This window comes from Oleiphilus sp. HI0080, assembly GCF_001635135.1.
This window is the reverse complement of record NZ_LWFU01000326.1, coordinates 1-13,282: the sequence shown is the minus strand read 5'-3', so window position 1 is coordinate 13,282 and position 13,282 is coordinate 1. Positions and strand designations below refer to the sequence as shown.

Annotated in this window: 14 protein-coding genes; 5 read left to right on the top strand and 9 right to left on the bottom strand. The window is 46.7% G+C overall.

The genetic code is table 11. The features are described from left to right. The coding region (locus A3751_RS04160) for a flagellin (protein ID WP_255376073.1) at window positions 1-795 on the top strand (795 nt) is incomplete at its 5' end. Window positions 796-855: 60 nt separating this feature from the next. Further along, window positions 856-1,338, top strand: coding sequence for a glutathione peroxidase (locus tag A3751_RS04155; protein WP_068452490.1), 483 nt, complete (start codon window positions 856-858; stop codon window positions 1,336-1,338). 80 nt (window positions 1,339-1,418) lie between these two features. On the opposite strand, the gene A3751_RS04150 is transcribed toward A3751_RS04155, so the two are convergent. Then, on the bottom strand, window positions 1,419-2,201 hold the full coding sequence (locus A3751_RS04150) for a hypothetical protein (protein WP_068452487.1): 783 nt from the start codon (window positions 2,199-2,201) through the stop codon (window positions 1,419-1,421). A gap of 272 nt (window positions 2,202-2,473) precedes the next feature. On the opposite strand from A3751_RS04150, the gene A3751_RS04145 reads away from it, so the two are divergent. Further along, window positions 2,474-4,651: a malate synthase G gene (locus A3751_RS04145; protein ID WP_068452484.1), complete on the top strand. Its 2,178-nt coding sequence runs from the start codon at window positions 2,474-2,476 to the stop codon at window positions 4,649-4,651. A 130-nt stretch (window positions 4,652-4,781) separates the two neighbouring features. On the opposite strand, the gene A3751_RS04140 is transcribed toward A3751_RS04145, so the two are convergent. From A3751_RS04140 to A3751_RS23760, 8 genes are all read right to left on the bottom strand, one after another. Continuing rightward, on the bottom strand, window positions 4,782-5,750 hold the full coding sequence (locus A3751_RS04140; RefSeq protein ID WP_068452482.1) for a hypothetical protein: 969 nt from the start codon (window positions 5,748-5,750) through the stop codon (window positions 4,782-4,784). Window positions 5,751-5,777: 27 nt separating this feature from the next. Beyond that, window positions 5,778-6,959 (bottom strand): cupin domain-containing protein, encoded by a 1,182-nt coding sequence (locus A3751_RS04135; protein ID WP_082863047.1) that lies wholly within the window; start codon window positions 6,957-6,959, stop codon window positions 5,778-5,780. A 14-nt stretch (window positions 6,960-6,973) separates the two neighbouring features. Next, window positions 6,974-8,359: an adenylosuccinate lyase gene (gene purB / locus A3751_RS04130; protein WP_068452479.1), complete on the bottom strand. Its 1,386-nt coding sequence runs from the start codon at window positions 8,357-8,359 to the stop codon at window positions 6,974-6,976. An 80-nt stretch (window positions 8,360-8,439) separates the two neighbouring features. Further along, on the bottom strand, window positions 8,440-9,075 hold the full coding sequence (gene hflD / locus A3751_RS04125) for a high frequency lysogenization protein HflD (protein ID WP_068452476.1): 636 nt from the start codon (window positions 9,073-9,075) through the stop codon (window positions 8,440-8,442). After that, window positions 9,068-10,231: a tRNA 2-thiouridine(34) synthase MnmA gene (gene mnmA / locus A3751_RS04120; RefSeq protein WP_068452473.1), complete on the bottom strand. Its 1,164-nt coding sequence runs from the start codon at window positions 10,229-10,231 to the stop codon at window positions 9,068-9,070. Before mnmA ends, hflD begins: the two co-directional genes overlap by 8 nt. A 135-nt stretch (window positions 10,232-10,366) precedes the next feature. After that, window positions 10,367-10,834, bottom strand: a complete 468-nt coding sequence (locus A3751_RS04115) for an NUDIX hydrolase (RefSeq protein WP_068452470.1) — start codon at window positions 10,832-10,834, stop codon at window positions 10,367-10,369. Beyond that, complete coding sequence (locus A3751_RS04110) at window positions 10,831-11,499, bottom strand: pseudouridine synthase (protein WP_068452492.1); 669 nt, start codon at window positions 11,497-11,499, stop codon at window positions 10,831-10,833. Before A3751_RS04110 ends, A3751_RS04115 begins: the two co-directional genes overlap by 4 nt. A 117-nt stretch (window positions 11,500-11,616) precedes the next feature. Then, window positions 11,617-11,955, bottom strand: a complete 339-nt coding sequence (locus A3751_RS23760; protein WP_068452467.1) for a cold shock domain-containing protein — start codon at window positions 11,953-11,955, stop codon at window positions 11,617-11,619. Window positions 11,956-12,312: 357 nt separating this feature from the next. On the opposite strand from A3751_RS23760, the gene clpS reads away from it, so the two are divergent. Further along, window positions 12,313-12,681: an ATP-dependent Clp protease adapter ClpS gene (clpS, locus tag A3751_RS04100; RefSeq protein WP_082863046.1), complete on the top strand. Its 369-nt coding sequence runs from the start codon at window positions 12,313-12,315 to the stop codon at window positions 12,679-12,681. A 23-nt stretch (window positions 12,682-12,704) separates the two neighbouring features. Beyond that, on the top strand, window positions 12,705-13,282 hold a 578-nt coding region (locus tag A3751_RS04095), incomplete at its 3' end, for a Clp protease N-terminal domain-containing protein (protein ID WP_304439008.1).

Below are 13,282 nucleotides of genomic sequence, written 5' to 3'. Positions count from 1 at the left end.
ACGCAGCCGTTTGAGAAAAATGAGTCTGGATCGTATCGTTATCAGGGTGATGAAGGTGTTCGGTTTGTTCAGATCGAAAGCGCTGTGCGTATCCAAACAACCTTAAATGGGCAGGAACTGTTTGAAGATATGCCGGCCTATACCAATACATTTTATACTCAGGCGGGCGAGGCTAACCAAGCTAACCCTCCTGCAACAATCTCTGTTGGTCAGGTGATTGATCAGGAGCTCTATGATGCGTTTTACCCTGAAGATTTAGTGGTGGAGTTTACTAGCCCCACAACCTTTAACATTAAGGAAAAGTCTTCAGGCTTTGTATTGCAGTCAAATGTGGCTTACCAACCAAATGGCCCTATTCAGGCTCAAGGTGTTCAGTTTGAGATCAGCGGTGCTCCGGTTACAGGAGACACTTTTTCGATCGAATCATCAGAAAAACAAGGCTTGCTCAGAACCACAGAAAAGTTCATCTATGGTTTGCGGAACTTCTCGGCAACACCTGAGGGTAGAGGTAGTTTTGATGAGTTGCTTGAGTCAACTCTTGCCAATTTGGATTTCGCGTTTACATCCGTACTCGACGCACGAGGCCAGCTTGGTGCACGGTTGAACACTTTGGAAACCGGTCTTGAGCAACTGAAAGATTCAGAGATTATTACTCAAGAAGCGCTTGGTAAATTAGAGTCTGTGGATTACGCCGAAGCGATTAGTCTTCTCTCGTTACAGCAGTTTAGTCTTGATGCGGCGTACTCCTCTTTTAACAGGATTACCTCGCTGTCATTGTTTGATCGAATCGGATAAGCTCCGAAGAGCGTAACTTCTTTCTATCATTCGACAATGCAACCTCTATAAGGACAGTTAATGAGTGCGATTTACGATATTGAAGTCACCACGATTAAGGGTGAAAGCAAGAAATTAGAAGACTTTAAAGGCAAGGTTCTTCTGATTGTGAATACAGCGAGCAAATGCGGTTTTACTCCTCAGTTTAAAGGCTTGGAGAGTTTGTATGAGAAGCACAAAGATCAAGGTCTCGAGATCTTGGGCTTTCCATGCAACCAGTTTTTAAGCCAAGATCCAGGCTCTGATGCTCAGATCAGTGAGTTTTGCGAGTTGAACTACGGCGTCACTTTCCCGATGTTCAGCAAAATTGATGTGAATGGTCCGGGTACACATCCTTTGTATCAGTTTCTCAAATCTGAAGCGAAAGGTGTTTTAGGCTCTGAGAAAATTAAATGGAACTTTACTAAGTTTCTAGNTGATGGTGAGGGCAAGGTGCTCAAACGTTATGCGCCGAACACGGAGCCTAAAGACATTGAGAAAGACGTTGCCAAGCTGATCGCTTAATCGATCATTTCAGCGAAGGTGTTTTGGCGGGTCTTCCCGCCAAAGTTGCATTTAAGGGGGTTTCCTGGAGCTTTTGTTGGCTAATCGTCGTAATTGTTTTTCTTTTTCCACTCATCTTGTGGCGTGAGGAAGTCGTCCCAGTCTTCATTGCTTTCAATTTTCTCTTGGTTTTTCTGTTTTAGTTCCTCTGAGCGTCGATCTGCGATTTTGTTCAGCGATGCCATCTGCTCTCTGTAGCTTTGAATATTTTTGGCTGCCTCCGGATGGTTTGCGACATCTTTTAGTGTTTCTATTGCGCTGTGATAATTGTGAATCGCGACGCGGGGTTTCCCTGAATTTGCGGCCTGTCTGGCCTTTTCCGAGAAAAGATCCGCTTTTGACTGTCTCGCCAAGAACCCGACGTGGGCCATATATTGCTGCGCCTGCTCGGGAGAAATGAGTGCCTTTCGTTGCCAAAGGTGCAAAAGCTTGTAGAGATTTTGAAGCAGAACCCTCACTTCTCTGGCTTTTTCCGTGCTATCAAGTTTTATCGCGGGGAAGCTTGGTGAGTTTTGTTTTATCTCCTGAATTTTTTGTTCGTCTTCAGCAATATATTCGGCGTGCTTTGCTGACGGCTTGACTTTTCCCAGCTCCTTGATGGCATAGATAGATTGCTCTCGAAGGATTACGCGCAGCATGTTGTCCATGTATTGGGGCGGCATATCGGAGAGAATGAGCTGAATATTGTTGTAGCGCTCTTGTAGCGTGGTTGCTAGACGCAAACGTTCCATGCGGGCTTTCTCGCGAGCTTGAACAAATACGATGAGCGCGATTCCTGCGCATACCAGGCTTCCTACCGCGATCGTGACTGCTACTACGGACATAGATTCGTCTCTAAGTTTTAGCTGTAAATGGTTGTTTTTTATTCAGTATAGTCAAGGTATTCAATATTGTTTGAAAAGCGCGCATAGCGGTGTCCTCGTTTGTTACGTTGAGTATTCAATCCATGAATAGCTGATGCCCTGTTGGATGGTTGGGATTTGAGCTGTTTTCATGTACTATTTGCGCCCCTTTTTAGTCGAGTCTGATGCGCTTTTTAGGCGCTTGTCAGGCAAATTCAGTAAGTAACTATTTTAGCGTTGAGGCTGATTTAACAATGACAGAACGCGTTCAAGCTGCTGGCCTGCAGGTCGCAAAAGAGCTATTCGATTTCGTAAACGACAAAGCAATCCCAGGCACGGGCGTAGACCAAGAAGCATTTTGGTCTGGCTTTAGTGCTATTGCCAATGAACTTGCTCCGCGTAACCGGGAGTTACTAGCTAAGCGTGATGACATTCAGGCAAAGATTGATGCCTTTCATGCTGAGCGCCAAGGGCAGGATCTGGATTTTGCAGAGTACAAAGCTTTCTTGAAGGACATTGGCTACCTCGTAGAAGAGGGTGCGGACTTTGAAGCATCGACGGCCAACGTAGAACCAGAGATTGCTGAGATGGCGGGACCGCAGTTGGTGGTTCCTGTAATGAATGCACGTTTCGCATTGAATGCTTCCAACGCTCGTTGGGGTTCTCTTTACGATGCACTGTATGGCTCAACGGTTATTTCTGAAGACGGTGGTGCAGAGCGTGCTGGTGCATACAACAAAGTGCGTGGCGACAAGGTTATCGCGTATGCGCGTGGCGTTTTAGATACAGCCGCTCCGCTTGCTAGCGGCTCACATGTCGGTTCTAGCGGCTACGCTATTGAATCTGGCAAGCTTGTGGTCACGTTGGCTGACGGCGCTACTTCTGGCCTAAAAGATGAGAGCAAGTTTGTCGGTTATACCGGTGATGCTGCTGCGCCGAAGTCCATCTTGATCAAGAACAATGGCTTGCATATTGAAATTGTATTTGATGCGAGTAGCCCTGTTGGATCAACAGATGCAGCCGGCATTAAAGATCTTATTATGGAAGCCGCTTTGACGACCATCATGGACTGCGAAGATTCCGTTGCTGCCGTTGATGCAGAAGATAAGGTTACAACTTACGGAAACTGGTTGGGGTTGATGAAAGGCGATCTTTCTGAAGAGGTTTCCAAAGGCGGTAAAACCTTTACGAGAGTGATGAATCCAGATCGAGAGTTCACTGGCGCTGATGGCAAGACCTTTTCTTTGAAAGGCCGTTCAATGCTGTTTGTCCGTAACGTTGGTCACTTGATGACGAATCCAGCCATTCTTTTGGAAGACGGTTCCGAGATTCCTGAGGGCATCATGGACGGTGTGATCACTGCATTGATTGCTATCCATGACTTGAAAGGTAACAGCCCGTTCAAGAACTCGACAACCGGTTCGGTGAACATCGTTAAGCCAAAAATGCATGGTCCTGAAGAGGTTGCATTTGCAAACGAATTATTCGGACGTGTCGAAGACGCACTCGGCCTGCCTCGTTTCACAATGAAAATGGGCATCATGGACGAAGAGCGTCGCACCACTGTTAATCTCAAAGAGTGTATTCGTTCGGCGAAAGATCGTGTTGTCTTCATTAATACTGGCTTCCTTGATCGCACGGGAGATGAGATCCATACCTCAATGCTAGCTGGTCCTTTTGTTCCGAAGACTTTGATGAAGCAACAGACGTGGATTGGTGCTTATGAAGACTGGAACGTGGATACCGGACTAGAGACTGGTCTGCAGGGTCGTGCTCAAATTGGTAAAGGCATGTGGCCGATCCCTGATGAGTTGGGTCTGATGATGGAGCAGAAAGTAGGTCACCCTAAAGCGGGAGCTAACACGGCTTGGGTTCCTTCACCAACAGCGGCGGCTCTCCATGCAATTCACTATCACCAAGTAGATGTATTTGCGGTTCAAAACGAGCTTAAGTCTCGTACTCACGCGAATGTTGATGACATCTTGAGTATTCCTCTAATGACTCAGGATCAAAAAGACGCATTGACTGCGGAACAGATCCAGAACGAGTTAGACAACAACTGTCAGGGTATTCTTGGCTATGTTGTTCGTTGGGTTGATCAAGGCGTTGGTTGTTCAAAAGTGCCTGATATCAACAACGTAGGCTTAATGGAAGATCGAGCAACTTTGCGTATTTCTTCTCAGCACGTTGCGAATTGGTTGGAGCATGGTGTTTGCACGAAGGAGCAGGTTGAAGCTAGCTTGCAGCGTATGGCTGCCATTGTTGATGGTCAGAATGCGGGTGATCCAGCTTACATTAATATGGCTCCAGACTTTAACAGCATTGCGTTTCAGGCGGCTTCGGACTTGATTTTCAAAGGCAAAGAGCAACCTAGTGGTTACACTGAGCCTCTACTTCACGCATATCGTTTGAAGTTTAAAGCAGCGCAATAAGTTAGCACTGCCCAACAATAAAAACCGCGCATCTCTCATAGAGATGCGCGGTTTTTTCGTTTTAGCTAGGGTCATCTTATCGGCTTAGAGTCTACTTAGAATTTGTGTGTCTGAGGACCTGTCTTGTTCGCTAAATGGCGAGGCGACGCAATTCAGAGGAGGGGATTGAGTGCTGCCATAGATTTTCGTATTGATAACTGAGTCGCTGCAGGGTGAGTAAGCTGTCTAGATGCGCCTGGCCTTTAAATCCATGTTCTCTTTTTCTTACAACGGCGTGAGCATCATCAGCTAGATAAAGCCACTCTTTTGGTGCTATGCGCCTGTCATGGATCCGGCGTATGCTGACAAAACTCGAGAGACGGTGCGCAAGATCCAAAATAGGACTGTGACCTTGAGGACGGTGGCGATCATTTTCGAGAAGGAGTCGAATTTCTACTTGCCGGCTATGGAGCACGAGGTCTTGAATATGGCTGACCACTGTTTTGTCATTCAGAATCGGGTCATCGAGGTTCTCGCAAAGCATGAAGACTTTTCGCTGCGAGTTGGTCAATATCATGCGGCAAAGCTCTCTATACGAAGCCATCGTATCGAAACGGATGCTGCGTTTCGCTTCTTCTGATGGCTCTGGCGGAGCGCCGTTACTATCTTTCAGAGGAGCATCTCCAATTAATCTAAAGCGGGGTTGTAGAGATTCCAGATTCGGTTGAATCAATTCAGTAAGGTCGCTGCTGGAATGCATGCCGGGGATGGTGATATTTTCTTCCATAAAACCCGCATCTAAAAACACCTTGGTATAGATGGGAGTCGCTGCCGTAGAGACTTCATTAACGCCAGCTTTATGCAGTTGCTTGAGCAAATGACTCAAAAGAATCTCGGCTAAGCGTGTGGAAATATGGCGCTGGGAAACATGCAAAAAATCGATACGTGCAAAACGTTCCGCCGGGCGGGCGCTTGCAGCGCCTAGTAAGCGATCACCGAGCATCGCAATACACAGCTGCGAGCCGTGCATAATTCGCGTGCCTGCCAACTCTTCGATTTGTCGGCGTACTTCCGGCGGCAGTGCGCCGGAGCTGATGTAGTTTATATTTACAGAGACCATAGCTCGGCTCCGTCTCACCCTAGGTTGTTATGCGGCTTGTTCTACTTGAATGCTGCCATTTTTTAGAAGCATAGCAACGAGCTCTTTGGTTTCCACTTTATTGCAGAAGGTTAACAGAGTCTGTGCGTCATATTCATCTTCTGAGCATAAGTATTGAACAAATGTTAAATGCTCTAAATCGAGCTCGGTACTGTAACCATCAGTGAAGAGTATGACGGCATTATTCTGTTCGATATAAAGGAAGCGAGAGCCTTCATTCTTATAAATTATCTCAGCCTGATAAATCTGCTCGGCTATTTGATGCGCGTCGATAAGTCCTTCGTCAGGAATAAGTATCGCGGAATTTTTAGGCTCTGACAGATATTCACCTAGCCAGCGATCAAAGGCTTGGTCACTTTCAATCGCACTAAGCAGCAGTTTTTTAAGCGCTTCGCGGTCTTGTTTTTCCACTGCGGCGGGATTATTTGCACGCTTTCGTTTGGGATCACTAAAAAAGCTGTTCTCTGCAGCGCTCTCTTGCTCACAAATGTAGTGGGTAAAACTGCTTAGTAGCTCCAGTTTGCGTGGTGCACGAAATCCTACAGAGAGCGTAATGCAATCGTTCTCGGCAACGCCGAAATGAGCGAGCCTTGGAGGTACATATAAGATATCGCCAGGGTGCAGTACCCATTCGTCATTGGTCTTGAAGTCTTTCAGTATGCTCAGCAGGGTATCATTTCTGGTTGCTGTGCTTTGGTCGCACCATTGCCCGAGTTTCCACTTGCGGCTGCCATACGCTTGAACCAAAAAGACATCATAAAAATCGAAGTGGGGGCCTACGCTACCTCCTTTCGGGGCATACGAAGCCATTACGTCATCAACACGCCAGTCCGGAATAAAGTTAAATTGTCTTTTTAATGTTTGAACCTGCGGGACCCAAGCGTCAAGCTGTTGTACGAGAAGCGTCCAATTGGCGCTATCAAGCTGTGCAAACGACTCTTCGTTGAATGGGCCTTGCTCCAGAATCCAATGCTTATCTTCACGTTGCTCAATAATAATGCGTGACTCGACATCGTCTTCGAGACTGAGTCCAGCTAAGTCATCAGGAGTAACAGGGGATTCGAAGTGCGGCAGCGCTCCGCGAATTAGGAGCGGCTTTTGTTGCCAATAATCGGCTAAAAATTGCTCGGCAGAGAGTCCTCCGAGCAACGTAAGAGCTTGATTTGCCATCAGCAATGAGTCGGCTAAAGGTCGATCGAGTGAGCTTGAGCGACTGCGTTACCGATATACGAAGCAGGAGTCATATCTAGAAGGATTTGTTTGGCCTCTTGCGGAATCTCAAGTGAGTTCACAAATTCGGTCATTGTTTGCTGGTTGATTGCCTGACCGCGAGTGAGCGCCTTGAGCTTCTCATATGCTTGTTCGATATTGTAGCGACGCATGACAGTTTGAATGGGCTCGGCCATCACTTCCCAAGCATTGTCGAGATCTTGAGCCAGTTTTGTAGGATTGATCTCCAGCTTGTTAAGGCCTTTCATGGTCGCTTGATAGGCAATTAAGCTGTGAGCTAGACCGACGCCAAGATTTCGCAGCACGGTCGAGTCTGTCAGGTCTCGCTGCCAACGTGAAATCGGCAGTTTCTGTGCGAGATGGGTCATGATCGCATTTGCTATACCGAGGTTGCCCTCTGAGTTTTCAAAATCGATCGGGTTGACCTTATGCGGCATGGTTGATGAACCAACCTCGCCTGCAACAGTGCGTTGCTTAAAGTAAGCGAGAGAAATATAAGACCATATATCGCGATCTAGGTCGATCAGGATGGTATTGAATCGAACAACGGCATCGAATAGCTCTGCAATGTAATCATGTGGTTCGATCTGGGTAGTGTAGGGATTGAACTCAATGCCTAAGGAGCTTACGAAAGACTCTGCATGAGAAGGCCAGTCAATGTTCGGGTAGGCAGAGTAGTGCGCGTTATAGTTGCCTACGGCGCCGTTGATCTTGCCCAGAAACTTCACCGCTTTTATTTGATTAAGCTGGCGCTTTAGACGGGCAACTACGTTGGCGATTTCCTTGCCCATGGTAGTGGGAGATGCTGTTTGTCCGTGTGTGCGCGATAGCATTGATTGCTCGGCTAGCTCTTTAGCGAGCTCTGTTAATTTAGTGACTATGGCCTCCATTTCTGGCAGTACACCGTCTTCAAGGCCTGATTTAAGCATCAATGCGTGCGAAAGATTATTGATGTCTTCTGAGGTGCAGGCAAAGTGGACGAACTCTAAGCTTTTTGCAAGTGCCGGAAATTGTTCCGCATTTGCTTCAAACTTTTCTTTCAGCAGATATTCAACGGCTTTTACATCGTGATTTGTTGTGCGTTCAATTTCTTTGACGCGTAAAGCGTCAGCTTCATTGAACTCGGTTACGATGGCATTCAAGAACGCATTTTCAGCATCTGAAAACGCCGGTAGTTCGTCAATTTCCGGGTGTGCCGCTAATGACTGTAGCCATCTAACTTCAACTGTGACGCGAGCGTATATGAGGCCATACTCACTGAATGACTTTCTAAGGTCTACAGTTTTACTGCCGTATCGACCATCGATGGGAGAAATTGCGGTTAGTGCACTTAGTTCCATGGGAGTTCTCTGTTCATACTGACTGCTAAAAGAAAGGCGGCGATTTTACTACAAAGGTTTAGGTGGTGAAACTTAGGGTTTCAATCTGTCACATCTAGCCATTGATTAAGGGATTCTGCCGACTTGCGAATTCGTGTTTTGCTGAATAAGAAGTTCCAGCGATGACCGCCTAACTGGCGCCAAAGAGTTGCAGAGCGAATGCCAGCAAGAAGCAAGGCGCGAATTCTTGCTGCGTTGTGTTCGATCTGCAAATAGCGTGCATGGCCACCAACCTGAATTCGCATATTGAAGGTGCTGATCGTATCTTGATATGTGCTCGCTAAACCCGATATCACGTTTTCGTGATTGATACCGAAGTGCGAAACTTGGTTCTGATTCTGCTCTATTTTTTGACTTAGGCGTGACAGCATATCGCTCCGCTTGCTGAGTTTTTGCTGCAAATGCATCAGTGCTAAAGCGTAGCGCAGTACTTGAGCGCTAGACTGAATTGAGTCTCCTCGAACTGCGCTGATGAGCTGTTTCTGTCCGTCACGCAAGAATTGAGGGCTGGCATAAATATCTTCGACCTTTTCTGGGTCTGTCACGAACAGCGTTTCAAACATCGCTGTTTGAGCTTGCAGATCGCATTGACCCTCTCTCGCAATTTGGTCTACCAAATAGCAACATTCGAATATGCCACAGAGCGCCAAAGCTTGCTGCTGATTTTTATCAAGCATTGTCAGACGAGCTCTTTGTTAGGTGTTGGTTTGTTGCGGATGAGAGCGCTGAATTTGAGTCCTCGCTTTGTGTGCTTTCGATAATTCCGCCGCCAAGACAGCGGTCTGCATCATAGAAAACAACAGATTGTCCGGGTGTGATCGCGCGTTGCGCTTTGTCAAAGTGAACCACCAGTTTGCCGTCTTTTAAAGCGCGTACCTCGCAGGCTTGGTCTGCTTGACGATAACGCACTTTTGCCGCGCAGCGAATCGGTAGTTGAGGCTTTCCGTTAATCCAATCTAATTGGTCACAGGTCAAAGAGCTGGCAAATAAAAGAGGGTGGTTTTTGCCCTGCACGACAACTAATGTATTGTCATTGAGATTCTTTTCGGCGACATACCACGGTGATTCGTCATAATTTTTTAGGCCTCCGATACCAAGCCCCTGCCGCTGACCAATCGTGTGGTACATCAAACCTTGATGCTTACCGATGACCTCGCCATTTTCGGTGACGATATTGCCCGGTTGCGCCGGTATATATTGCTTCAAAAAGTCGGCAAATTTACGCTCCCCGATAAAACAGATGCCGGTGCTGTCCTTTTTGTCGGCCGTTACAAGGTCGTGTTGTTCTGCGAGTTTGCGTACTTCCGGCTTTTCTATCTCGCCAACCGGGAACAAGGTCTTCGCAATTTTGTCGCCGCCGACAGCGTAAAGGAAATAGCTTTGATCCTTATTGTTGTCGAGGCCTTTAAGTAACCAGGCATCGTTGTCATTTTGCTGCTTACGCACATAGTGTCCGGTCGCAATAAAATCGGCGCCAAGGGTAAGCGCATAGTCAAGAAAGGCTTTAAATTTGATTTCTTTATTGCACAAGATATCTGGGTTTGGTGTGCGGCCTGCTTTGTATTCTTCTAAAAAGTACTCGAAGACTCTATCCCAATACTCCGCAGCAAAATTAGCCTGGTGCAGCTTGATACCAATCTTGTCACAGACTTGTTGCGCATCGTTTAGATCAGCAATCGCTGTACAGTACTCTGTGCCGTCGTCTTCATCCCAGTTCTTCATAAACAGCCCTTCGACTTGATAACCTTGCTGTTTCAGAAGGAGTGCGGAAACTGAGGAATCTACGCCGCCAGACATACCAACAATGACACGTGTTTCGCTTATGGGTTTCATCTAATACCTGTGTTTGTGACGAAGACCGTTATGGCGGTTTTCGGTCGAATCAAAAGCGTTGCTTCAGCTTCGTCTCTAAAGAATTAGGCGAGCCTTACAAGAAAGCGCGGATTGTAGCTTTCCTTGGTTAAAATTTCAGCTATCAATTTTAGAGAACGGATGCTCATAGATAAAATTTAACGGCACTGAAGTTCGAGTTCTCGCATCGTCAATGCATCTTAATACAAGTGGGCTGCGGAGATTTTCTCCTTTAGAGATAATTTCAGCATAACTTAGCCAATGGGCCGCCAAGATATCCGCATCCAACGCATTGCTCGTATGCTCCAGTGCCTGTGCAGAAAAACAGTAACGGTGGTAGCAGACGCCGTTTTGAGGCGCTGTGTAAACATAAAGGCCTACTAGGCCCGTTAGTTCAACCCGCCATGCGGTTTCTTCTAAGGTCTCTCTGACAGCGGCTTCAAAAATCGACTCGCCTTCATCAACGTGACCCGCAGGTTGATTGTAAACTCTTTGGCCGTGGCTTAATTCCTCAACCATTAAAAACTTGCCGTTCTTTTCCACTACGCAGGCGACCGTTGCGTGCGGGGTCCAAATGTTACTCATTTTATTCGGTTTCCTCGTTTCCCTGTTTGCGGTCGTCCAAATGCGGCTCTGTTGGCTTTGTTTCGACCGGAGGTGTCACGCCTAGGTTGTTGACGTTTTGTTGGGGAGGCTGTGTTGCTCGGCAAATGAATTGTTTGTAAGCGGCTTTCGCCCTGAGATAAACCATCAAGTTTCCATGGGCCAATTGCCACGCGAATTAAGCGTAAGGTAGGAAAGCCAACGGTTGCTGTCATGCGCCGAACTTGTCGATTTCGACCCTCAGTAATGGTTAATTCAAGCCATGATGTGGGAACAGTCTTTCGTTTGCGTACAGGAGGGTTTCGGTCCCAGATATCGGGTGTATCTATGCGTCGCGCCTTTGCGGGCTTGGTGGGCCCATCTTTCAATTCTACGCCGTTCTGAAGCGCATTGAGAGCCTTTGCATCGATGTCCCCTTCTACCTGTACCCAATACGTTTTTGGGAGTTTGTGCTTCGGGTCGGATATTCGAGCTTGTAACTGCCCATCGCTTACCAAAATCATTAGCCCTTCGGAATCATAGTCAAGACGTCCTGCGGGGTAAAAATCCTTTTGGGAGATAAAGTCTGCGAGAGTTTGTCGGCCTTCACTGTCAGTGAATTGAGACAATACATTGAATGGTTTGTTGAAGAGAAGCGCTTCTGCCATGTTTAAACTCAAATCTGGAAGGGAGAGTTTAACAGCATGCAAAAGCTCGTGCACTTGCACGAGCTACTTCGTTGACTTCAAGATCAAGCAAATATGGCTGCTGAGTGTATCGACGCGCTAGATTACCGGAACTTTTGATTCTTGTGGCGCGTGCTCTTGATTTGATTCAGTAGCGGCCACTTTCGGTGCTTCTTGTTCATTGACAGAGATTACCTCGCTGTCGATGGCATTCTGACTATTCGGCAAGTCGGTATCAGCGGCGCTTATGTTGACGGCATGCACTCCTTTGTTGCTCGGCTGTTTATCGAACATCACGCTTTGTCCAGCTTTTAGAGTTTTGTAGCCTTCCATTTGAATGGATGAAAAGTGTGCGAAGAGATCTTCGGTACAACCGTCCTCAACAATAAAGCCATACCCTTTGGCATTGTTAAACCACTTTACTTTACCTTGGAACATATCTGACTCCCGTGTCATCTTTTGCAAAGCTCTACTTCATTTCCGTACATGAAACTCTGCAATGTTTTATTTTTATTCGTAAGCTATAACGAGAATTTTGTTACAACGTGTTAATTCTGGTCGGAAACTAGCCAGAGTCAAGCTTTTTACTTGAAAAAATTGATTGCCACCACAAAACGTTTTTAAGAATTTCACAAATTTAATCACAAGCCTTAGCGCTCTGATGCAAACTGTGCTTTAAATCAGTGGGTGGACTACTCATTTATAGAAAGTGAGCCAGTTAGGTTGGCTGTTGCGTATTGAAAAAGTACCAAGCCATACCCATTTACATAATTGTGTAAAAAAACGTTTCGGGTAGTGAGTAAATTGAACTATTGTCGACTAGTATTGAATCAGGGCTCAAACACGGACCCGAGCCAACCGAATCAGGATGACGGTCTACTTCTGGTGCCAGAGAAAACGGCACTGAAACGGCCATCGATGTACCAGGTTGTGATGTTGAATGATGACTTCACTCCTATGCACTTCGTTGTTGAGGTGCTGGTTCGATTTTTCGCAATGAATGAAGAGAAAGCGACGCAAGTGATGATGGCAGTGCATACGCAAGGAAAAGCTGTTTGTGGCGTTTATTCAAGGGATATTGCAGAAACAAAGGTTGCACAAGTAAACGAATATTCGGCTGAGTGCGACCATCCGCTTTTGTGTGAAATTCAGAAGCTAGATTAACCTGGACTGATCGGGGAACAACTATGCTAAGCAAAGATTTAGAGCTTACCTTAAATGATGCGTTCAAAAATGCGCGTGAGAAACGTCATGAGTTCATGACGGTTGAACACTTGCTTTTAGCGCTGCTGGACAACGATGCGGCTTTGAAGGTTTTGGGCGCATGTGGTGTCGAGTTGCCAGCCCTCCGTCAGGAGCTTACTGAATTTGTTGATTCAACAACGCCTTTGATTCCAAGTGCTGACGATGAGCGCGAGACGCAGCCTACGCTTGGGTTTCAGCGTGTGCTTCAGCGCGCGGTCTTTCACGTTCAGTCCTCTGGCAAAAAAGAAGTAACGGGCGCTAACGTCCTCGTCGCAATTTTTAGTGAACAAGAAAGCCAAGCCGTATATGTGTTGAAGAAGCAAAACGTTGCGCGTATCGATGTGGTTAACTTTATCTCTCATGGCATTTCAAAGGTTCCGGGTCAGATTGAAGACCAAAGCTCCGATGCGGAAATGAGCGAAGAAGCCGCTGAAGGCGGAACTCAGAGCAATCCTCTTGAAAGCTATGCCGCGAATTTAAACGATGTGGCATCTCAGGGCCGTATCGATCCGCTTATCGG